General features: G+C 35.5%; 12 protein-coding genes and 1 pseudogene. 7 read left to right on the top strand and 6 right to left on the bottom strand.

Annotated features, from left to right (window positions below; genetic code table 11):
* Positions 1-859: 859 nt before the first annotated feature.
* A complete protein-coding gene (locus AC2CGR_RS21600) occupies positions 860-9,592 on the top strand; it encodes a Cna B-type domain-containing protein (protein ID WP_484481136.1) in 8,733 nt (2,910 codons plus the stop codon).
* A gap of 637 nt (positions 9,593-10,229) precedes the next feature.
* Here the strand turns inward: AC2CGR_RS21600 and AC2CGR_RS21595 are convergent.
* Positions 10,230-11,627, bottom strand: coding sequence for a M28 family metallopeptidase (locus AC2CGR_RS21595; protein WP_131101195.1), 1,398 nt, complete (start codon positions 11,625-11,627; stop codon positions 10,230-10,232).
* A gap of 507 nt (positions 11,628-12,134) precedes the next feature.
* Entirely contained in the window at positions 12,135-12,929 is a 795-nt protein-coding gene (map, locus tag AC2CGR_RS21590) for a type I methionyl aminopeptidase (protein ID WP_002096176.1), read from the bottom strand.
* Positions 12,930-13,086: 157 nt separating this feature from the next.
* Between map and AC2CGR_RS21585 the strand changes: the two genes are divergently transcribed.
* Genes AC2CGR_RS21585 through AC2CGR_RS21570 form a run of 4 tightly spaced genes read left to right on the top strand, consistent with a single transcriptional unit; the run spans position 13,087 to position 16,450 of the window.
* Entirely contained in the window at positions 13,087-13,989 is a 903-nt protein-coding gene (locus tag AC2CGR_RS21585) for an ABC transporter ATP-binding protein (RefSeq protein WP_484481135.1), read from the top strand.
* Entirely contained in the window at positions 13,986-14,720 is a 735-nt protein-coding gene (locus AC2CGR_RS21580; RefSeq protein WP_002194881.1) for an ABC transporter permease, read from the top strand. Before AC2CGR_RS21585 ends, AC2CGR_RS21580 begins: the two co-directional genes overlap by 4 nt.
* The gene (locus AC2CGR_RS21575; protein ID WP_484481134.1) at positions 14,721-15,851 is read left to right on the top strand and encodes a sensor histidine kinase; all 1,131 of its coding nucleotides are present in this window, start codon (positions 14,721-14,723) and stop codon (positions 15,849-15,851) included. It begins immediately after the preceding gene.
* The gene (locus AC2CGR_RS21570; protein ID WP_484481133.1) at positions 15,848-16,450 is read left to right on the top strand and encodes a response regulator transcription factor; all 603 of its coding nucleotides are present in this window, start codon (positions 15,848-15,850) and stop codon (positions 16,448-16,450) included. The genes AC2CGR_RS21575 and AC2CGR_RS21570 overlap by 4 nt, the downstream gene beginning before the upstream one ends.
* Before the next feature lie 67 nt (positions 16,451-16,517).
* Here the strand turns inward: AC2CGR_RS21570 and AC2CGR_RS21565 are convergent.
* Positions 16,518-17,015: pseudogene (locus AC2CGR_RS21565) on the bottom strand (M4 family metallopeptidase); the annotation flags it as partial.
* Between the two features lie 168 nt (positions 17,016-17,183).
* On the opposite strand from AC2CGR_RS21565, the gene AC2CGR_RS21560 reads away from it, so the two are divergent.
* Positions 17,184-18,047: a helix-turn-helix domain-containing protein gene (locus AC2CGR_RS21560; protein WP_002194878.1), complete on the top strand. Its 864-nt coding sequence runs from the start codon at positions 17,184-17,186 to the stop codon at positions 18,045-18,047.
* Between the two features lie 147 nt (positions 18,048-18,194).
* On the top strand, positions 18,195-18,341 hold the full coding sequence (papR, locus tag AC2CGR_RS21555) for a quorum-sensing peptide PapR (protein WP_000734740.1): 147 nt from the start codon (positions 18,195-18,197) through the stop codon (positions 18,339-18,341).
* 16 nt (positions 18,342-18,357) lie between these two features.
* Here the strand turns inward: papR and AC2CGR_RS21550 are convergent, their stop codons facing one another.
* The 3 genes from AC2CGR_RS21550 to cls all read right to left on the bottom strand — a co-directional run bounded on the left by AC2CGR_RS21550 (position 18,358) and on the right by cls (position 23,344).
* Positions 18,358-21,036, bottom strand: a complete 2,679-nt coding sequence (locus AC2CGR_RS21550; RefSeq protein WP_087968265.1) for a DUF4084 domain-containing protein — start codon at positions 21,034-21,036, stop codon at positions 18,358-18,360.
* Positions 21,037-21,164: 128 nt separating this feature from the next.
* The gene (uvsE, locus tag AC2CGR_RS21545) at positions 21,165-22,118 is read right to left on the bottom strand and encodes a UV DNA damage repair endonuclease UvsE (protein ID WP_131101193.1); all 954 of its coding nucleotides are present in this window, start codon (positions 22,116-22,118) and stop codon (positions 21,165-21,167) included.
* Between the two features lie 32 nt (positions 22,119-22,150).
* Positions 22,151-23,344 carry a cardiolipin synthase gene (cls, locus tag AC2CGR_RS21540; RefSeq protein WP_087968264.1) on the bottom strand — a complete coding sequence of 398 codons (1,194 nt, stop codon included), beginning with the start codon at positions 23,342-23,344 and terminating at the stop codon, positions 22,151-22,153.
* Between the last annotated feature and the right edge of the window lie 195 nt (positions 23,345-23,539).

Raw genomic sequence — 23,539 nt, 5'->3', positions numbered from 1 at the left:
TTCCCGTATTTCTGCAAAATTCACATGAAATCAGTTGAAAATCACAATCGTTTTTATTTACCCCCAAACTTGTTCCACTTTATTCAGATTTGGAGAATATTTCTTTTATCTTCATAGACAAACAATACTTCGTCCGTAATATTTTAATCATATAACGCTGATGTTAAAATGTTTTTTGCATCAACTTATTTCGGTATTTAACTAAATATCAAATGTTTTAATACATGGACATTATCAGTCGTACTTATGATGACAGAAAGCTTATCTTCTAATGATATTCTGTAAAATATGAGTATTTTAACTCGTTCCACATTTATAAGCTTTTTTGCTGGTATGCTGAATGCGACTATAATCCGTAATTTTCGTTCTTTTTTCAGAACGATAAGTATGGAAGTTGATAGGATGCATATTTGCTGTGAAGTAGTTAGTCTATATTTGCCCGCACTAAAATCTTTTACACATAGAATAATCGTTTTATAATTCCTAAGGCACAAAAAGAAGACTGGTTGTCATGAGTTTCGTCCGGAATGCGTTTTAAATCTTTTTTTTCTGATTTTAAATGTATTCCAGTATCTGTCGTCTATATGTATTTATTATTTAAACTTCTTTATTAAGGTTTATCTATGTTCCTATTAAAAAATATAGGTCAAAAGTACATAATTGTAGGCGTGTTGAAAATGTTAGATACACTTATAAAAAATCAAGTTTCAAGTTGTTAAGTAGTAGTGAAGGGGGAAGAGAAATCATAATAACTATTAAAAATACGTAGGTAAAATATTTGGATAATAGAATTTTCGACATAACATGTTTGTACCAGAAACTATTTATATTTTAAATTATGGGGAGGCTAACATAGAGTATGTATTTGAAGAGAATTACTTCAATTTTTTCGATTATAATGATTTTCATGTTTACTATAGGCCAGAGTCTTTTACCTATCGTAGCAAATGCACAAGAATTAAACACAGCAGGAATTGTGGATAGTTTTAAGATTGATAAAACAGATCTTTTTATCGGGCAACAGACTAAAGTCACTGTAAACTTCAGTGAAAAAGATGGTCTTAAGCTGAAGGCTGGAGACACACTAACATTAACACTGCCTCCAGAATTAAAAGGATTAGATACAGAGTTTCTATTAGATGACTATGGTACTTGTAAAGTCACTGCAGGTACTGTGGTATGTACATTTAATGATAAAGTGAGTACACATCAAAATATTAAAGGGTATTTAAACTTTTTCGTGGAAGCTGCCAATGTAGGAACGGATGAAAAGAAAGAGATTGAAACCAATTTCGGTACAAATGTAGATAAGCAATCTGTAACAATTACCGGTCCAACAAGCGGTGGTGGTACAGATCCTGGAAAGGGTCCGTTTTTTTATAAAACTGGTGATATGAGAGGTAAGCCAGGTGAGGTACGTTGGTTCTTAAATATAAACTTAAATAAAGAAGAGTTAAGTCGCGATATTGTTGTGACTGATAATTTACAGGAAGGTCAAACACTTAATAAGGATAGTTTCTATATCAGTATAGATGATCATCTAGGTCGTCGATCTTTAACGCTACAAGAGCTTGAAAAGCAAGGTTACGGAACGATTACCTTTACTGGAGACAGATCATTTAAAGTTGTGCTTAATAAAGATAAAGCACGTCTTGCCTCCTTTACGATTGGTTATACATCTACTATAACGGAAGCTGGGAAGAAGCAAGAGTTTTTTAAGAATGATTATACGATTGATTACCAAGTTCTAAACAAGGAACCAGTTACTGAATCGGGTACCCACCCAGTCGAAAATATGACAGCTGGTGGTGGTGCTGAAGGTAACGTGATTCCAAGAGGAACGCTAAAAATTGTAAAGCATATTGAAGGGGATGAAGAAAAAGTAATCCCAAATGTTTCGTTTAAGCTGTATAAAGAGTCTGATGAACAAGTTGGAGATGTATATAAAACAGATGAAAAAGGGATAATTGAAATCCCTAATTTACAGCCAGGTAAATATTATGTGCAAGAAATTTCAGCTCCAGACTATGTTGATTTCGATCCTAAAGCAAAAGTGAATTTTGAAGTTAAATCAGATGCTGTAAATGGAGTTAAGTTGCTAATTCCGAATAAAGTGAAAACTACATCTATTGCAGGGACGAAGACGTGGAAAGACGATAATGAGAAAGATCGTCCAAGTTCAATCAAAGTAGAATTACTACAAAATGGGAAAGTGGTAGACACGAAAGAAGTAACAGCGGCTGATGGTTGGAAATACAAATTTGACAACCTAACAGTCTATGATGCAAATGGAGTAGCGTACAAGTATGAAGTAAAAGAACAACCGATAGATGGATACACAACAGAAGTAAATGGTTATGACATTACAAATACAAAAGTGGTACAAACAACAAAAGTAGAAGGAACGAAAACATGGAAGGACGGAAATGCGGAAGGTCGTCCAACGATGATTAAAGTAGACTTACTACAAAACGGTAAAGTGATTGCGACGCAAGAAGTAAGCGAAGCAACAGGCTGGAAATATGAATTTAAAGATTTGGCAATAAACGATGCAGACGGAAAAGCATATAAGTATGAAGTGAAAGAACAAGCAGTAGACGGATACGAATCCAAAGTAAATGGTTATGACATCACGAATACAAAAGTAGGCAAGACATCAGTTGCAGGAACGAAGACATGGAAAGGTGGCACAGAGGAAGAGCATAAAGCCATCAAAGTAGACTTACTACAAAACGGTACAGTGATTGCGACACAAGAAGTAAGCAAAGAAACAGGTTGGAAGTATGAATTTAAAGATTTAGTAGCGTTCGATGAAAATGGAAAAGCATACAAGTATGAAGTGAAAGAACAACCGGTAGATGGATACGAATCCAAAGTAAATGGTTATGACATAACGAATACAAAAGTAGGCAAGACATCAGTTGCAGGGACGAAGACGTGGAATGATAACAATGCGTCAGATCGTCCGAAAACCATCAAAGTAGATTTAGTACAAAAAGATAACTCACAAGCACAAAAAGAAACAGTGATTGCGACGCAAGAAGTAAGTGAAGCAACGGGCTGGAAGTATGAGTTTAAAGATTTAGCAGCGTATGATGCAAATGGAGTAGCATACAAGTATGAAGTGAAAGAACAAGCAGTACCAGGATATGAATCCAAAGTAAATGGTTATGACATCACAAATACAAAAGTAGGCGAAACAAAAGTAGAAGGAACGAAAACATGGAAAGACGATAACGCGAAAGATCGTCCGGAAATGATCAAAGTAGACCTTTTACAAAACGGTAAAGTAGTAGATACAAAAGAAGTAACAGCAGAAACAAACTGGAAGTATACGTTTGAAAAACTCCAAGCATACGATGCAAACGGAGTAGCATACAAGTATGAAGTGAAAGAACAAGCAATACCAGGATATGAATCCAAAGTAAATGGTACTGACATCACAAATACAAAAGTAGGCAAAACAAAAGTAGAAGGAACGAAGACATGGAAAGACGGAAATGCAAAAGACCGTCCAACAATGATCAAAGTAGACTTACTACAAAACGGGAACGTGATTCAAACACACGACGTACTCGCAGTAATGGGTTGGAAATATATATTCGCAGATCTAGAAGCATATGATGCGGAAGGAAAGGCTTACGAGTATGAAGTGAAAGAACAGCCAGTACCAGGATATGAATCAAAAGTAAGTGGTACTGACATCACAAATACAAAAGTAGGTCAAACAAAAGTAGAAGGAACGAAAACATGGAAAGACGATAACGCGAAAGATCGTCCGGAAATGATTAAAGTAGACCTTTTACAAAATGGTACAGTAATTGCGACGCAAGAAGTAAGCAAAGCAACAGGTTGGAAATATGAATTCAAAGATTTAGTAGCGTATGATGAAAATGGAGTAGCGTACAAGTATGAAGTGAAAGAACAAGTAGTCCCAGGATATGAATCCAAAGTAAACGGTTATGACATCACAAATACAAAAGTAGGCGAAACAAAAGTAGAAGGAACGAAAACATGGAACGATAACAATGCAACAGATCGTCCAAGTTCGATTAAAGTAGACCTTTTACAAAACGGTAAAGTAGTAGATACAAAAGAAGTAACAGCAGAAACAAACTGGAAGTATACGTTTGAAAAACTCCAAGCATACGATGCAAACGGAGTAGCATACAAGTACGAAGTGAAGGAACAGCCAGTACCAGGATATGAATCAAAGGTAAATGGTACTGACATCACAAATACAAAAGTAGGCAAAACAAAAGTAGAAGGAACGAAAACATGGAAAGACGATAACGCGAAAGATCGTCCGGAAATGATTAAGGTAGACCTTTTACAAAATGGTACAGTGATTGCGATGCAAGAAGTAAGTAAAGCAACAGGCTGGAAATACGAATTCAAAGATTTAGCAGCGTATGATGCAGAAGGAAAGGCATACAAGTATGAAGTGAAAGAGCAAACAGTCCCAGGATATGAATCAAAAGTAAGTGGTACTGACATCACAAATACAAAAGTAGGCGAAACAAAAGTAGAAGGAACGAAAACATGGAAAGACGATAACGCGAAAGATCGTCCGGAAATGATCAAAGTAGATCTTTTACAAAACGGTAAAGTAGTAGATACAAAAGAAGTAACAGCGGCAACAGAATGGAAGTACACATTTGAAAAGCTACAAGCATACGATGAAAATGGAGTAGCGTACAAGTATGAAGTGAAAGAACAAGCAGTACCAGGATATGAATCCAAAGTAAATGGTACTGATATCACAAATACAAAAGTAGGCAAAACAAAGGTAGAAGGAACGAAGACATGGAAAGACGGAAATGCAAAAGACCGTCCGACAATGATCAAAGTAGACTTACTACAAAACGGGAACGTGATTCAAACACAAGACGTACTCGCAGTAATGGGTTGGAAATATATATTCGCAGATTTAGAAGCATATGATGCAGAAGGAAAGGCTTACGAGTATGAAGTGAAAGAACAGCCAGTAGCTGGATATGAATCAAAAGTAAGTGGTACTGACATCACAAATACGAAAGTAGGTCAAACAAAAGTAGAAGGAACGAAGACATGGAAAGACGATAACGCGAAAGATCGTCCGGAAATGATCAAAGTAGATCTTTTACAAAACGGTAAAGTAGTAGATACAAAAGAAGTAACAGCGGCAACAGAATGGAAGTACACGTTTGAAAAACTCCAAGCATACGATGCAAACGGAGTAGCATACAAGTATGAAGTGAAAGAACAACAGGTAGACGGATACAAATCCGAAGTAAACGGTTATGACATCACGAATACAAAAGTAGGCGAAACAAAAGTAGAAGGAACGAAAACATGGAAAGACGATAACGCGAAAGATCGTCCGGAAATGATCAAAGTAGATCTTTTACAAAACGGTAAAGTAGTAGATACAAAAGAAGTAACAGCGGCAACAGAATGGAAGTACACGTTTGAAAAACTCCAAGCTTACGATGCAAACGGAGTAGCATACAAGTATGAAGTGAAGGAACAGCCAGTACTAGGATATGAATCAAAGATAAATGGTACTGACATCACAAATACAAAAGTAGGCAAAACAAAAGTAGAAGGAACGAAAACATGGAAAGACGATAACGCGAAAGATCGTCCGGAAATGATTAAAGTAGACCTTTTACAAAATGGTGCAGTGATTGCGACGCAAGAAGTAAGCAAAGCAACAGATTGGAAATATGAATTCAAAGATTTAGCAGCGTATGATGCAAATGGAGTAGCGTACAAGTATGAAGTGAAGGAACAAGCGGTGGCTGGATATGAATCCAAAGTAAACGGTACTGACATCACAAATATAAAAGTAGGCGAAACAAAAGTAGAAGGAACGAAGACATGGAAAGACGATAATACAACAAATCGTCCAACCACAATCAAAGTAGACTTACTACAAAACGGTAAAGTAGTAGATACAAAAGAAGTAACAGCAGAAACAAACTGGAAGTATACGTTTGAAAAGCTCCAAGCATACGATGAAAATGGAGTAGCGTACAAGTATGAAGTGAAAGAACAGCCAGTAGCAGGATATAAATCCGAGGTAAAAGGTTATGACATTACGAATATAAAAGTAGCGAAATTGACAGTAGAAGGAACAAAAACGTGGAACGATAACAACGCAACAGATCGTCCAAGCTCGATTAAAGTAGACTTACTACAAAACGATAAAGTAGTAGATACAAAAGAAGCAACAGCAGAAACAAACTGGAAGTATACGTTTGAAAAACTCCAAGCATACGATGAAGATGGAGTAGCGTACAAGTATGAAGTGAAGGAACAACCAGTAGCGGGATACCAATCTGACGTACACGGTTATGACATCACAAATACAAAAGTAGGCGAAACAAAAGTAGAAGGAACAAAAACGTGGAACGATAATAAAGCAACAGATCGTCCAAGCTCGATTAAAGTAGACCTACTACAAAACGGTAAAGTAGTAGATACAAAAGAAGTAACAGCAGAAACAAACTGGAAGTACACGTTTGAAAAACTTCAAGCTTACGATGCAGAAGGTAAGGCATACAAGTATGAAGTGAAAGAACAAGCAGTACCAGGATATGAATCAAAAGTAAATGGTACTGACATCACGAATACAAAAGTAGGCGAAACGAAAGTAGAAGGAACAAAAACGTGGAACGATAACAATGCAACAGATCGTCCAAGCTCGATTAAAGTAGACTTACTACAAAATGGTAAAGTAATTGATACGAAAGAAGTAAGTAAAGCAACAAATTGGAAGTACACGTTTGAAAAACTCCAAGCATACGATGCAAACGGAGTAGCATACAAGTACGAAGTGAAGGAACAGCCAGTACCAGGATATGAATCAAAGGTAAATGGTACTGACATCACAAATACAAAAGTAGGCAAAACAAAAGTAGAAGGAACGAAAACATGGAAAGACGATAACGCGAAAGATCGTCCGGAAATGATTAAGGTAGACCTTTTACAAAATGGTACAGTGATTGCGATGCAAGAAGTAAGTAAAGCAACAGGCTGGAAATACGAATTCAAAGATTTAGCAGCGTATGATGCAGAAGGAAAGGCATACAAGTATGAAGTGAAAGAGCAAACAGTACCAGGATATGAATCAAAAGTAAGTGGTACTGACATCACAAATACAAAAGTAGGCGAAACAAAAGTAGAAGGAACAAAAACGTGGAACGATAATAAAGCAACAGATCGTCCAAGCTCGATTAAAGTAGACCTACTACAAAACGGTAAAGTAGTAGATACAAAAGAAGTAACAGGGGCAACAGAATGGAAGTACACGTTTGAAAAACTCCAAGCTTACGATGCAGAAGGAAAGGCATACAAGTATGAAGTGAAAGAACAAGCAGTTGAAGGATATGAATCAAAAGTAAACGGTTATGACATCACAAATACAAAAGTAGGCGAAACAAAAGTAGAAGGAACAAAGACATGGAACGATAACAATGCAACAGATCGTCCAAGCTCGATTAAAGTAGACTTACTACAAAACGGTAAAGTAATTGACACGAAAGAAGTAAGTAAAGCAACAAATTGGAAGTACACGTTTGAAAAACTCCAAGCATACGATACAAACGGAGTAGCGTACAAGTATGAAGTGAAAGAACAACAGGTAGACGGATACAAATCTGAAGTAAAAGATTATGACATTACGAATACAAAAGTAGGCGAAACAAAAGTAGAAGGAACAAAAACGTGGAACGATAACAATGCAACAGATCGTCCAAGCTCGATTAAAGTAGACTTACTACAAAACGGTAAAGTAATTGACACGAAAGAAGTAAGTAAAGCAACAAATTGGAAGTACACGTTTGAAAAACTCCAAGCATACGATGAAAATGGAGTAGCGTACAAGTATGAAGTGAAAGAACAAGCAGTTGAAGGATATAAATCCGAAGTAAACGGTTATGACATCACAAATACAAAAGTAGGCGAAACAAAAGTAGAAGGAACGAAGACGTGGAAAGACGATAATGTAACAAATCGTCCAAGCACAATCAAAGTAGACTTACTACAAAATGGTAAAGTAGTAGATACAAAAGAAGTAACAGCAGAAACAAACTGGAAGTATACGTTTGAAAAACTCCAAGCATACGATGCAAACGGAGCAGCGTACAAGTATGAAGTGAAAGAACAGCCAGTAGCCGGATATGAATCCAAAGTAAGTGGCACTGACATCACAAATACAAAAGTGGGTAAAACAAAAGTAGAAGGAACGAAGACGTGGAACGACGGAAATGCAACAGACCGTCCGACAATGATTAAAGTAGACTTACTACAAAACGGGAACGTGATTCAAACACAAGACGTACTAGCAGTAATGGGTTGGAAATATATATTCGCAGATTTAGAAGCATATGATGTGGAAGGTAAGCCTTACGAGTATACAGTGAAAGAACAGCCAGTACCAGGATATGAATCAAAGGTAAATGGTTATGACATCACAAATACAAAAGTAGGCAAAACAAAAGTAGAAGGAACGAAAACATGGAAAGACGATAACGCGAAAGATCGTCCGGAAATGATTAAAGTAGACCTTTTACAAAATGGTGCAGTGATTGCGACGCAAGAAGTAAGCAAAGCAACAGATTGGAAATATGAATTCAAAGATTTAGCAGCGTATGATGCAAACGGAGTAGCGTACAAGTATGAAGTGAAGGAACAACCAATAGCTGGATATAAATCCGAAGTAAAAGGTACTGATATTGCAAATACAAAAGTAGGCGAAACGAAAGTAGAAGGAACAAAAACGTGGAACGATAACAATGCAACAGATCGTCCAAGCTCGATTAAAGTAGACTTACTACAAAACGGTAAAGTAGTAGATACAAAAGAAGTAACAGCAGAAACAAACTGGAAGTATACGTTTGAAAAGCTACAAGCATACGATGCAAACGGAGCAGCGTACAAGTATGAAGTGAAAGAACAGCCAGTAGCCGGATATGAATCCAAAGTAAGTGGCACTGACATCACAAATACGAAAGTAGGCAAAACAAAAGTAGGAGGAACGAAGACATGGAAAGACGATAACGCAACAGATCGTCCGGAAATGATCAAAGTAGACCTACTACAAAATGGTACAGTGATTGCGACGCAAGAAGTAAGCAAAGCAACAGGTTGGAAATATGAATTCAAAGATTTAGCAGCATACGATGCAAATGGAGTAGCGTATAAGTATGAAGTGAAAGAACAACCAGTAGCGGGATACAAGTCCGAAGTAAATGGTTATGACATCACAAATACAAAAATCAAGGACGATCCAAAAGATCCAAGTACAGATCCGAAAGATCCAAGCACAGATCCGAAAGATCCAAGTACAGATCCGAAAGATCCAAGTATAGATCCGAAAGATCCAAGTACAGATCCAAAAGATCCAAGCACAGATCCAAAAGATCCAAACACAAATACAAATACAGATAACAATAGCGATTCAAAAGTTCCACCTACTACAGAAAATGATAAGCAAACCTTACTTCCTAACACAGGAGGAACATCAGCAGAAATGAGTTCAATTCTTGGAGGTATGGTATTGTTCCTTTTAGGCGGAATCCTACTCACTCGTCAGCGAATTAAATAATAAAAAAGCTTTAGATTATTAATTACACTGTAATCTAAGTAGCTGACAAATTAAAAAATTACTATTGATATTGCTCCCTTTAGGTAAGTATTCAAAAACACTTCACGATAAAGTGAAGGGAAGAATGCAGCCTGAAGGGGTTTTTTTTATAGAAAAAAGAGAACAATTTTAAGGTGGACCCAATCAGCGGCTCTAAAGTGATAACAAGACCGTTTTTAAGAAGCCTATTATAATTGGACCATAAACTTAGAGCAGGGTATCTCATGTAATTTAAGGTCAATGCCATGTTTCATTAATGCATAGCCATTATTATGGCTAATTTAGAAATAGCATTTTGTAAAGCTTTGTTCTTGAGTAGCTGATGTAACGTTTATTTTAGGAATGAAGGTATTAGTTTCTGAAGTTCAAGTTAACACAACTGCAAGAGCACCTTTTTACAATCGAAAAATCTTATCATTAGATGTAATCAATAGTATTTTAAATTTTTTATTCTACATAATGCTATGTGATTTATATTCTTTATTTATATATTACGATTTTAATTATACACCATAATACCATGTAATAAATATGCTTTTATGCATATTTATTTTTTCTTAATAAACAGCCACCGATTAATCGGTGGCTTGAAATAGTATTAAGCGGCTTTCTCTCCTGTTTTCACAGTGGAATGAAGGCTATTATAGACGCCTGTACCAATGACCTCTAATGCCATTTTCATACGTTCAGGTGAAATATTCTCAAATACGTTATCTTGAGGTGTGTGATATACCTTTTCGATATGATAGATTAATGGATTCCAGCTATCGACACCCATCCAAATAAATAGAGCGGCAGGAATGCCAACTTCAACAAATGGTACGTGATCACTAGAGCCGAATTTTCCTTGCAGTACAAGGTCATTATTTAACTGTTTACCTGCTTGCAAGGCTGCATCTGTTACAAGGTTTGGAGAACCGTTAGGCGTCATAGCATATAAATTCTTTGCTTTATCGTAATTTGTTGCAACCATGTCCGCATTAAAGACACCTAAAATTCGATCGCGTTCTTTTTGGGACAGACTATTAACATAATAATCGGAGCCAAGTAAGCCAGTTTCCTCAGAACCAAAAGCAATAAAGCGAATTTCTTTATCAGTTTCTACATTTTGAAAAGCACGAGCTAACTCTAATACTAATCCTGTACCAGAAGCATTATCGTTTGCTCCAGGTGCTCCAACGACACTATCGTAGTGTGAACTTACAATGACAGCTTTTTCATTACCTGTACTATTTTTTGGTTTCTTTTTAGCGATGACATTTAAGGATGTTAAATTAGATTCATGTCTTGCTTTTAGGGAAAGAATTGTCGCCCCTTTTTTAGTAATTTCTTCTTTAAATGCATTTCCTTGCGCATAAGCAAGACCGAAGACAGGGATAGATTGCTTTTTCGTTAGACGAGGATTGAAAGTTTGTCCGTAGTTCCCGCGACCGCCAATTAAACTATATAAAAGAACACCTTTTGCTCCTTTGCTAACAGCATTTTCAACTTGTTTATTGTAGTCTGCTACTGTTGTTCCTCTTTCGAATAGAACAATTTTTCCGTTTACTTCATTTGGGATATCCTCTAATTTTGTCCCACCTTGAACAAAGATAAGAGGGGCTGTAACAGCTTCTGTAGAAATTAGTGCGTTAGGAGCAGCACCAGCTTGCCAATTACGCTTTGTGGATAATGGTGATTCTATAAATCCAACGTATTGATCGGGTACTTGAAATGGTTGATATTCTACCTCATAGCCCATTGATTTAAGCTGCGTACCAACGTAGCGAGAAGCCCATTCTTCTGATTTTGTTCCACCAGGGCGAGGACCAATTGTTTCGGATAAGAAACGGATGTGTTCGATAGCGCGGCTTGCATCAACTTGTTTTGTGATAGGTGAAGTTTGTGTGATTTTTGACGTGGAATCAGCTTTGGCTTGTCCGACTGGAGCTATGCTAACAGCGAGTGATACAGCAAGCAAAGAGCTTACTATTTTTTGTTTCAAAGATTTTTTCATTTTTTCCTCTCCTATTCTTCTATTCTCTCTGACTGACAAAAGAAGACGGATAACGACTTCATTTTACCTTTATCCTTATTAATTTTCAATATTCTGACATTTAGAAATAAAAAACGGTGTATGCATATTTGCATATTTTTGATGGAGACATGTATGCTATCATTTTAAATGAAGGTTCGCTTTCTGCTTGGAAAGCTCCTACATTGCATGAATCTAGTGTACCCAAACTTTAGATTATGTAGAGAAAAGAATCCACTGTAGGGTTTCTTTTCTCATGTTTGAATCATGTGATGATAAATATGTTTCCGCATTTCATACTTATTATCAGTGATATATGTAAGGCATCCATATGAAAATACGAGGCTGTTCAAAGGTTTTCCGTACTTTTGGACAGCCTCACCCCGTTAAAAGGACGATACTTTATGTATCGTCCTTTTTCAGGCTGTGGAGAAAATCTTTTCTACAGCCTAAAAAAGAACCGCTTCCTACTAAGAAGCGGTTCCTTTTTTATATTTCTGTTAAGATTATCGGTTCGCCGCGTGTTACGACAACTGTATGTTCGCATTGTGCAACAAGGCTTTTATCAGGTGTAACGAATGTCCAACCATCATCGCCACGTTCGATAATATGATCAGCTTTCATAGAAATGAATGGCTCTACAGCGATAACAAGACCGTCTTTTAGAAGCGCATTATCCATTGGATCAAAATAGCTTAAAATGTGGTTTGGTGCTTCATGTAAGCTAAGACCAATACCGTGGCCAGTTAAGTTTTGAATAACATTGTATCCATTTTTATGTGCAAAGTTTGAAACGGCACGACCAATTTGGTTTTGTTTTGAACCAGCTTTCACCTTTTTCATCGCTGCCCAAAAGGCATCAACAGCTGCTTGGCAAAGCTTTTCTTTTGCTTCATCTTCTCCAAGTACAAATGAAATACCTGTATCTGCATAATAACCATCAAGTGCTGCAGATACGTCGACATTTACAAGGTCGCCCTCTTTTAATACACGATCACCTGGAATACCGTGAGCAACTTCTTCATTTACACTGATGCAAGTTACGCCAGGGAAATCATATTCTTTTTCAGGTGCAGAAATAGCACCATGCTCATCTAATACTTTTTTGCCAATCAAATCAAGCTCTTTCGTTGTCATACCTGGCTTCGCTTCTTTTTTCATTTCTTCACGTGCAAGCGCAACGATGCGGCCGATTTTTCGTAAGCCTTCTAAATCTTGTTCATTACGAATAATCATGAAAACCACTGTCCTTCCTCGAATATATATCTTACCCGATTGTATCATGTTTATTTTCGTCCTGCTACTTGCTTGCAGTATGCGGATTGATTCCTCTCATAAAGAATACATGACAATTGTCATATCGATGTCATGACGCATCATACTGTTTCCTAAGTTTTCCAAGTAATACAATGTAAATATAAGAAACAGCGGGGGTGGAGAGATGGAAAAGATTATTGAAGTAAATAGTGTTTCTAAAACATTTAAACATAAAAAAGCAGTAAATAACGTGTCATTTCATGTGAATAAAGGAGAAATCGTAGCACTGCTTGGGCCGAATGGTGCAGGGAAAACGACGACGATGTCGATGATGCTTGGATTAAAGGATCCGACGGAAGGAACGGTTTCTACATTTGGAAAGAGTCCAAAGCATAGAGATGTTCGTAATAGAATCGGCGCGATGCTACAAGAAGTAAGTGTCATTGATAGCATTACGGTGGAAGAGGCAATTGAGTTATTTCGCAGCTATTATACGAATCCGGTAGCGAAAGAAACGTTGCTACAGTTATCGAATTTAAAATCGGAACGAAAGCAAAGATGTGAGAAATTATCAGGTGGTCAAAAGAGAAGGTTAAATTTCGCACTCGCACTTGCAGGAAATCCAGATTTGCTATTTTTAGATGAGCCGACAGTTGGAATGGATGTTACGTCTCGAAGAACATTTTGGGAAACAATTCGAGAGTTAGCAAGTGAAGGGAAAACGATTATTTTAACAACGCACTATTTAGAAGAAGCAGATGCATTGGCAAATCGTATTTTATTGTTTGCGAATGGAAAGATTATCGCAGATGGTACACCAGATGAGATGAAAGCAACGATTTCACGAAAAACAATCACGTTTTATTCGAAGGAAAGTATTCCGGGAAAATTACTAAAAGAATTACCAAACGTAACAGAAGTACAATCAAAAGAAGGGCACTTCACTTTAACAACTGAAGATACAGATGCAACGTTAAAAGCAATTTATCAAAAGAACTTACCTGTAACAGATGTTTCCGTTGAACGTGGAAGCCTTGATGAAGCATTTGAACAGTTTGTCGCAAATCAGAAGGAGGAAATCGCATGAGAGCTTTATGGATGCAATGCAAAATAGAAATTTTACGTACATTCCGTAATAAATTATTTATCTTTTTCTCATTATTAATGCCAGTTATGTTTTACTATATTTTCACAAATGTTGTTCAAGTGCCGCAAAACGGGGATGCGTGGAAAGCACACTATTTAATTTCGATGGCAACTTTCAGTATTGTAGGGACAGCACTTTTTAGTTTTGGTGTGAGAATTTCACAAGAAAAAGGGCAGGGGTGGACACATCTTTTAAAAATTACACCACTTCCAGAGGGAGCATATATAACAGCTAAAATCATCGCTCAAACTGTAGTGAATGCTTTTTCAATCTTAGTTATCTTTATCGCAGGAATATTAATTAATCATGTTGAGTTAACAGTAGGACAATGGATTGGTGCTGGATTATGGTTGCTGTTAGGTGTGACACCATTTTTAGCGTTAGGGACAGTAATAGGTTCTATTAAGAAGGCGGATGCTGCTGCGGGCTTAGCAAATATTTTAAATATGTGTTTAGCAATTCTTGGTGGCTTATGGATGCCAATTGAAGTATTCCCGAAAATCTTAAGATTTATTGGTGAATGGACACCAACATACCATTTTGGAAGTGGTGCATGGGATATTGTTGCTGGAAAATCAATTGGATGGGAAAATATCGCGGTATTAGGAGGTTATTTCCTTATATTTGTTGTAGTATCAATATATATAAGAAAAAGACAGGAAGCGGTATGAATGATAGAGAAGAAGAGGATTGAGATTTTTCCGAAGCATATGGGATTCTTTCCGTATATGTTTCTCGTGTATTTATTATTTCCAATTTACCATTTAGCGCAAGTGCCAGGATGGAAGTTTGTGCTAGGGAGCGGTATGTTGATACTTTTTATTATCACATACCGTCAACTTTATTTTGTTCAGAAGACATTTGTTTTGTGGGCATGTATACAGATGGCGCTTATCTATTTATTTGCTTTATTTTATAATCCCTTCATGATATTCTTTGGCTTTTTCACGGCAAGTGCGATGGGATTTGCACCAAGTAAGAAAGCATTTCGGGTATTACTATGTTTGTTAGTTGTAATGCTTGGAGCATTTGTATTTATAAATATGAATCAACTAACACCTACAAGTTTAATAAATATCGTACCGATGTTTATTTTAATGCTTCTTACACCATTTGGTATGCGCAACTTTAATCAGAAAAAGATATTAAGAAATCAATTAAATGAAGCAAACGAGCAAATTAAAGACTTAGTAAAACGTGAAGAGCGGCAGCGTATTGCAAGAGACCTTCATGACACGCTTGGGCATACGCTATCTCTTATTACGTTAAAAAGTCAGCTCGTGGAGAAGTTAATTGTGAAAAATCCAGAACGCGCAAGTGTGGAAGCGAAAGAAATTACACAAACCTCTCGTACCGCTTTAAAGCAGCTAAGAGAATTAATTTCTGATATGCGCATGATTACAGTAGAAGAAGAGCTTGAGCAAATAAAAGCGATCTTACAAGCTGCTAATATTGAATTAGAGATAAAACAAGAAACGCGTGCAAGTTCGTTATCACCCATTGAACAAAATATTTTAGGGATGTGTTTACGTGAAGCTGTTACGAACGTTGTAAAGCATAGTAAGGCAACACGTTGCATAGTTTCTGTACTAGAATCACAAGGTGAATTGATTTTGACAGTAGAAGATAACGGAATCGGTTTAGCAGATCAAAATCACGATGGGAATGGTATTCGTGGTATGAAGGAGCGCATCGCCCTTATTGATGGGTTTGTTGAGCTGGATGCAATCAATCCAGGGACACTATTAATAGTAAAAGTACCAGTTGTTATTAGAACAGGAAAAGATGAGGTGAAGGCATGATTCGTATCATTATTGCAGAAGATCAACGGATGCTTCGTGGTGCGTTAGGAGCCCTACTTGATTTAGAAGATGATATTGAAGTAATTGGACAAGCGGCGAACGGGGAAGAGGCGCTAAAATTAATTGAAACGTTAAAACCCGACATAAGTATTATGGATATTGAAATGCCGATTCAAAGTGGATTAGATGTTGCGGAAACTTTAAAGAAAGAAAAGTCATCATGTAAAGTAATAATTTTAACAACATTTGCACGGCCGGGATATTTTGAAAGAGCAATGAAAGCTGGAGTGCACGGTTATTTATTGAAGGATAGCCCAAGTGAAGATTTAGCTGCATCGATTCGTAATGTAATGAGAGGTAAACGAGAGATCTCTCAAGATTTAATGTTCGGCTTATGGCAGGAACAAAATCCGTTATCAGATCGCGAAAGAGAAGTATTGCTACTTGCAAAAGAAGGAAAGACGGCAAATGAAATTGCAAAGGCCCTTTATCTTTCACCTGGTACAGTACGTAATTATATTTCTGAAGTATTAACGAAGCTTGATGCGAAAAATAGAATTGAGGCAATTACAATTGCGGAAGAAAAGGGTTGGATATGAAAAGAAGTTTACCTATGAGTGGTAAACTTCTTTTTTTCTTATAAACAACGGTTTCACTAGAGAATTACGTCTTAGTTGAATTGCTTGGAAGTTGAAGTGTAGTACATAATGAAGATTTTACTTCATTTTTCGACAAAAAATTTGTTATAGTTAGATTAAGTTGTTGGTCTGAATTTTGGACCACTTTGCCACTAATAGTTGTAATTACTCCATTTGTATCTACTTTTACAATGAGATCTTGACTATATATTTTATAGTTTTTGTAAGTTTGTGCAAGGCGAACTTCGCTTTGAGTTTCTTTTGTATCTTTATTGGTAGATTGGGAATCTACATTCATTTCAGCTGTCACTCACTCTTGTTGAGCTTTAGCCTCGTTTATCTCACCTTTTAAATATTTTTTCGTATCATTTTGAGGTCGTGTTAACTTTTAAATCGTTAAACTAGGCTGAGCAATTTCAAATTGTACTTCATTTTTGTCTAATTCTTGGGTGTGAAGGGCTTCTGCTAATAAAGGATAAAGAGGACCGAATGTAACGAAAGCCTAGGCAAGTTTTCTATAATTTATCTATAAAACTCCTAATCTATTACTATAAGTGAGAGGAATTGTATGAAAAATTTGCCGAATTTTATATATATTATGCATTATTTCATATCAAAAATTGTCGAATTCACATTATTGTAGTGGTATGACAACTTAATAAATTAGATTGTTCTAATGGGATGGTGAGTAAGTATGCACGCAGAAAAATTAGGAAGTGAAATTAAGAAAATTAGGGTAATGAGGGGATTAACACAAAAACAGTTATCCGAGAACATATGTCATCAATCGGAAGTGAGCCGAATTGAATCGGGTGCAGTATACCCAAGTATGGATATATTGCAAGGTATCGCAGCGAAATTACAAGTTCCCATTATTCACTTTTATGAGGTACTTGTTTATTCTGATATTGAAAGAAAAAAGTTATTTAAAGATAGAATTCAAATGTTGAGTAAGAAGAAACAATATGCTGAAATTTATAACATTGTTTCAAATGAGTTGAAAAAAGAAAAGTTTCATCCAGAATTTAATCAGTTTCTTCTTTGGTACTATTACTTATCTGCATATGTTTTACAGAAAATTAATTTTGAATATTGCATTTTGGAGTTGAGAAAAATTGTCCACCAATCATACGGAGGGATAGATGTATTTCAAAATTTATATATCGAAAATTCCATTGCAAGTATTTGTGCAGAAAATAATCAATTAGATAGGGCAATAACTTCATTTCGAGCTATTTTAGAACAGTTAGAATCGCTACATAATGATGAAGCATTCACAGTTAAAGTTCGCTACAATTATGCAAAATCTTTATATTTGAGCGATCAATTTGAAGAGGCATTGTACCAAGTAAATGAAGCAATTGAAGCTTCTCGGCATATGGGAAGTATGGAATTAATCGGTCAATTGTATTATCAAAAGGGCGAGTGCCTGGAGAAATTAGAGTATTCATCAGATGATATTAAAGAAGTGTATAAAAAAGCGTCTTTCTTCTTCGATTTATTAGATTTACATTCGTACAAAGAAACGTTATTAAAAAAAAAGAAGTATTTAAATTAAAATGATTTGGAGTATGTATAGTGGTACATTTTGTGAATTATATCCACGAAAAGTAATGAAGAATCCAAAAAATGGGTATGCATAATTGCATAAAACATGGATAAATTTTCATGATATATTAAAAGAAAACGATGTGGGTGATGGAATATGAAAAAATTACTTATTGGTAGTCTATTAACGTTAGCAATGGCATGGGGTATTTCATTAACAGATACAGCTTTAGAGAAAAGCCAAGTAATTTCTCACAATGATCAAGAGGTACAATTAGCTTCAGATTTACCATTTGAACATTAAAAAACAACCGTCTTACTTAGACGGTTGTTTTTTTGTGGAGTAACCTCCAAACGTCTTTACTAGAAACGGGCTTGCTAATAAAGAATCCTTGAATGTGGTCACAGTTTTGCTCATATAAAAACTTCCATTGTTCTTCGGTCTCTACACCTTCTGCAATCACTTCTAAATTTAGTTCTTTTGATAGTGTAATAATGGAAGAAATAATCGCTTCCTCTAAAGGGCTAGTTGTAATTCCGCAAATAAATTCTCGAGCAATTTTTAATGTGTTAATTGGATATTTTGTTAAATAAGCTAAAGAACTATAACCAGTTCCAAAGTCATCAATTGAAATTTGAATACCGAGATTTTGAAGCTGTTCTAGTTTTGCAACTACAGATTGATTTTGATTAATGGCGATACTTTCTGTAATTTCAATATCTAGTGCTTCTGGTTTTAACTCTGTTTCTTCTAAAACCTTTGAAATAGTTGGGATTAAATCTGCATGGTTAAATTGAACAACAGATAAATTTACACCGACTTTTAATTGAGAGAAACCTTGATTGTGCCATCTTTTTGCTTCTAAGCAAGCAGTACGTAAAATCCAATTTCCAAGTTCAATAATGAATCCAGTTTCCTCTGCTAGGGGAATAAATTGGGCTGGGGATACGATACCAAGCTTTGGATGTTTCCAACGAATTAATGCTTCAAACCCAATAATTTGTTTTGTTTTTGTGCTTACTTGCGGCTGGTATTCAAGGAAAAATTCATTTTGTTGTAATGCTTTTGCAAGTTCGCCTTCTAAAAATTGGATTTCATTTTGAGCAATACTCATTTCTTTTGAGAAGAAAACAAATCTATTCTTTCCATTTGCCTTCGCTCGATACATAGCCATATCAGCATTTTTCATTAATTCTGTTACATCTGTTCCATAATCAGGGTACATTGCAATTCCGATACTCGGTGTAATAGACAGTTCTTCGCCTTGAATGAAGAATGGTTTGTTTAAAATATTTAAAATCTGTTCAGCAATAAAAGCTGCACTTTTTTCTGAGTACATATCTGGTAATAGAATTGTAAATTCATCTCCGCCTTGACGAGCAACGACATCTTTTGAACGTAAGCAACCGCGTAATCGTTTTGCTACTTCAATTAATAATAAGTCTCCGACGTCATGACCGAGCCTATCGTTAATTTTTTTGAATCGATCTAAATCAAGAAACATGACGGCAACATCATTTGCACTAGTTTGAGCTGTATTTAAAATATTTTTTAAATCCTTTTCGAACTTGCGGCGATTTGGTAATCCAGTAAGTGCATCATGAAAGGCTAAATGTTCTACTTGTTTTTGTTTTTCATATAAAGTTGTAATATCGCGTGCTATGCCGAACATCCCAACAACTTCTTTGTTTATGAAAGTAGGGATGAGTGTAATGTGAAGGTAATAGTAATAACCTTCTTTTTCTTTTGTACGAACTTCTAAAGTTTGTGGTCTACCTTCTTTCGTTAGTTGTAAAGCTTTCTTTAGTAAATCATGGTCTTTTGAGTCAATAAAGTGTAAAAGAGAATAGCTTTCTACTTCACAATAGTAGGCAGTAAATAAGCTTTCGCAAGCTGTATTAGATTGTTGGAAAATACCATACATATTTAAAGAGAAAACAGCATCCGGATGATCCTCGAATAAAGATGTATAGCGTTGTTCACTCTTTGATAACGCAGATGCACCTTCTTCTACTTTGCCTTCTAGTTGTGTAGTCAACTGTTCGTATGTATCAATTAGTGCCTGATTATCTTTCCACATATAAAGTTGTCGTAAGAATAATAAGATGAGAGATAATATTAGACCGATCAACATGAACTTATCATCCCAAGGTTGAAAGATAATAAAAGAAAAAGTAATGATTATACTAAAATAGGGTAATATAAAGCGCACATAATCAAACCGATAATATTTTGTTTTCGTTTCGTGCTGCGTTGGTTTATCCAAAATGTATAGTATGGAGGATAAACCGATTAATAAAATTGAAGCAGTATGTATTAAGTAAGAGACTTCAGAAGAAGGTTTTATCCCTGCGTTTAATTGAAACATGTGTATATATCCGTACACGAGTATAATAGTAAAGCCGATAATTAATGAAATTCTGCTAGAAGAATATTGTTCTCTTCTATATAGACTAATAACGGCGTAAATTACTAATGATTGTGCAATAAAATATCCAATTAAAACCCAGGTATCTGTTGTTAACATAAGAAAGCTTGAAACGTCCAAAATAAAAGTTAAGGTGAAATAAATATTCATAATAATGATAAAGATGCTATCGAATGAAAATTGAGCTAGGCCTCTAATAGAGTAATGTTTTATGAACTTTATAGCAAAGCCAGAAAAGAGCAAAATATATTGTACGATAAAAAAGGGTAACGCCTTATATGAGAATATGACTTGGTCGTATATAGAAAGTGAATGAAGAAATAAAGTTATCTCCATTGTTAATCCACATAGGCAAGTGCATAGTACTAAAACCCAAAATAGTTTGTCACCGCGCTTCATTTTCTTAATTGCTTTATATAGGCAATAGCAAGAAAAGAGTGTAGCGAAATAAAATAAGAAAAGAATTCCAATTTCTTTTATATTTAAGTCCTTAGGGATAAGAAATATCCAAAGAGAAAATATAATTATATATATCGTGACAAAGTGTACGTATTTTTTTTGATTAATCATATTATGACTCCGTTTCAATAAAGTTGAATCACAGGTGGAAAATGCTAATTCCAATCATAGCATATAAAATAGGGTGTTTTTTATTAAAAAAATTACTTTTCTTGAAAAAAATAGCTCAACATTACAATTTACCATTGTAATGTTGAGCTATTCATTCTTTTTATCCCTCTTATAGAGGATAATTCATGTATGAATTGCAGCATTGCTAAATCTTTCTGTTTACTTTCAATCATAATATCGAAATTATGATTGATTTTTTTTGCAACGTGTAAGAAAGGTTTAATAAACTCTAAATCAATATATTCCGCGTGAGCCCTAAATTCCTTTTTTGATTTAGGGGAGGAAATATGAACTTTAGGAAGGATATTTGTATGTGACCAAGTTTCAAAAATTGCAGGAAGTAACTCTTCTAACGGTTCCTCGCAAAGATTTGCCGTATGATGATGATAATCAAATACAAATGGAATCTTTTCCTTTTGGCAAATAGATAAAGTTTCGGCAGTTGTATATGTTTTATCATCATTTTCAAGTGTCATTTGCTTTTTTATATGTGCAGGAAGTTTTTTTATGTTTTCATGGAAACGTTCAACCGCTTTTTCTTTATTTCCATAGGCACCACCTACATGGATATTAATATAAGAAGAATCTGCAATTCCTATTGCATCTAATATTTTGTAATGATAGGTCATATCTGTAATAGCGTTAGTTGTAATATGTGGTTTGTCGCTTGTAAATAGCGTAAATTGATTTGGATGAAAACTTACTCGTAAATTATGTTCTTTAATTAATGCCCCAATTTTACGCCAAAGCGGTGTAAATGCCCCGATATAATCAAACTCGACTTCGGGATGTGTTGCAAGTGGAACAATGGAAGAAGACAAGCGATATAACGGGATTTCATGAGCTATATTGTAATGAAGAATACGTATTGTATGCTCAAGATTTTGCCTTGTAACATCGTATAATTTATCTTCTCGCTCTTGTTTACTGAGCTTTTGAAAGCTTGTAAATGTGATCGTTTTAGCCGGAGAGCAGTCCCAGAGTGCCATTGCATGTGAGACATATCCGAACCGCATAATCATAATGAATACATCTCCTTTATGCATTATCTTTTCTATAGGAAGAAAGCAAGTATTGTTCCTATCCATTCTTTTCCTCTATCAATAAGAGAAGTCGGGCTAACATCTTTCAAGGAAAGTAATGACGCGTTTCCTAGATCTTCATGGAATTTGTTTTTTACGGTTTGTATAAAATGTTTATCATATAAAAGGCAGTTGATTTCATGGTTAATATATAAACTTCTCATATCAAAGTTTGCAGTTCCGATATCACAAATGTAGTCATCAACTATAATAACTTTAGCGTGAAAAAAGCCTTGTTGAAATGCGTAAATATTACATCCAGCTTGTATTAACTTTCGGCAATACGGGAATTTTGCTTCTCGAACAAGGGCGTGATCCGCTTTTTCTGGAACGAGAATCGTGATTTGAACGCCGCGTTTTCGTGCTTCTAATAATGCATTCATAATTTTTTTCCCAGGAATGAAATATGGTGTACCGATAAAGAGTTCTTTTTCCGCGCTTTCGATTAAATATAAAAATGTATTTTGCAAATAAGCACCATCAGTAGGGATAAAACGATGAATAATGCTTCCTGGTTGTTGCTTAGGGAAATAAAGAGATGCATCTAATAAATTTTGGTCCGTATCGTCGAGCCAATCATGTAAAAATTGCTTTTGTAAATCTTGTATTCCTTCCCCTGTAAGACGTAAATGATAATCGCGCCATAATCCTAATTTTTGATTATGCCCTAAATATTCTTCTCCAATATTAAATCCACCAATATAACCAATTTTCCCGTCGATAACTGTAATTTTTCTATGGTTTCTTTGATTTGCAGAAAAGAAAGGAAAAGGAAACTTTACTTTGTGACAAAATGAAAAAGAGACACCATGTTTTTGTAGGGAGCGAATGGCCTCGTTTGATAAATGATGGCCTCCCAATCGATCGAGTAGAAGTCTTACTTCAATTCCTTCCTTTGCCTTATCAATAAGTAACTTTAAAAATTCCCGGCTGATTTTATCGTTTTTTACAATGAAGAACAAAACGTGCACATGGTGTTTCGCCTGTTTTATATCAGTAAATAGAGCGTCATACAAATCTTTTCCATATGTATAAAGGTGAAAATCACTTTGACGTAAAGGGAAAGAACGAGAACGTACACGCTTTAAATGAACAATTCTCCCATAAGAAAGATCAATTACAACCCAGAGAGTGCTGCCTAGCAATAAGAGAGATAAGAAGAACATGAGTAAATTCCCTCCTTCACGGTCTTTTCACCATTCGTTTTTTATAAATCAAACATTCATTTTATCCTGTTATTTGTGGGCTAATAATTAGTAGGGAGTAAATAACTTCTACTGATTAAAGTTTCACTTTATAGTTTCACCGAAATAAACAGCTTTATGAAAAAATATGTTGTTGTATAACAAAAAACTGTTGAC

The sequence above is a fragment of the Bacillus sp. LSHTCR4 genome (genome assembly GCF_057197025.1).
Note: the sequence above shows the minus strand (reverse complement) of the source record. Positions and strands in the feature narration are given on the sequence as shown.

Coding starts and splice junctions, on each gene's coding strand:
- AC2CGR_RS21600 (WP_484481136.1), top strand. CDS start 860: ATGTATTTGAAGAGAATTACTTCAATTTTTTCGATTATAATGATTTTC.
- AC2CGR_RS21595 (WP_131101195.1), bottom strand. CDS start 11,627: ATGAAAAAATCTTTGAAACAAAAAATAGTAAGCTCTTTGCTTGCTGTA.
- map (WP_002096176.1), bottom strand. CDS start 12,929: ATGATACAATCGGGTAAGATATATATTCGAGGAAGGACAGTGGTTTTC.
- AC2CGR_RS21585 (WP_484481135.1), top strand. CDS start 13,087: ATGGAAAAGATTATTGAAGTAAATAGTGTTTCTAAAACATTTAAACAT.
- AC2CGR_RS21580 (WP_002194881.1), top strand. CDS start 13,986: ATGAGAGCTTTATGGATGCAATGCAAAATAGAAATTTTACGTACATTC.
- AC2CGR_RS21575 (WP_484481134.1), top strand. CDS start 14,721: ATGATAGAGAAGAAGAGGATTGAGATTTTTCCGAAGCATATGGGATTC.
- AC2CGR_RS21570 (WP_484481133.1), top strand. CDS start 15,848: ATGATTCGTATCATTATTGCAGAAGATCAACGGATGCTTCGTGGTGCG.
- AC2CGR_RS21560 (WP_002194878.1), top strand. CDS start 17,184: ATGCACGCAGAAAAATTAGGAAGTGAAATTAAGAAAATTAGGGTAATG.
- papR (WP_000734740.1), top strand. CDS start 18,195: ATGAAAAAATTACTTATTGGTAGTCTATTAACGTTAGCAATGGCATGG.
- AC2CGR_RS21550 (WP_087968265.1), bottom strand. CDS start 21,036: ATGATTAATCAAAAAAAATACGTACACTTTGTCACGATATATATAATT.
- uvsE (WP_131101193.1), bottom strand. CDS start 22,118: ATGATTATGCGGTTCGGATATGTCTCACATGCAATGGCACTCTGGGAC.
- cls (WP_087968264.1), bottom strand. CDS start 23,344: ATGTTCTTCTTATCTCTCTTATTGCTAGGCAGCACTCTCTGGGTTGTA.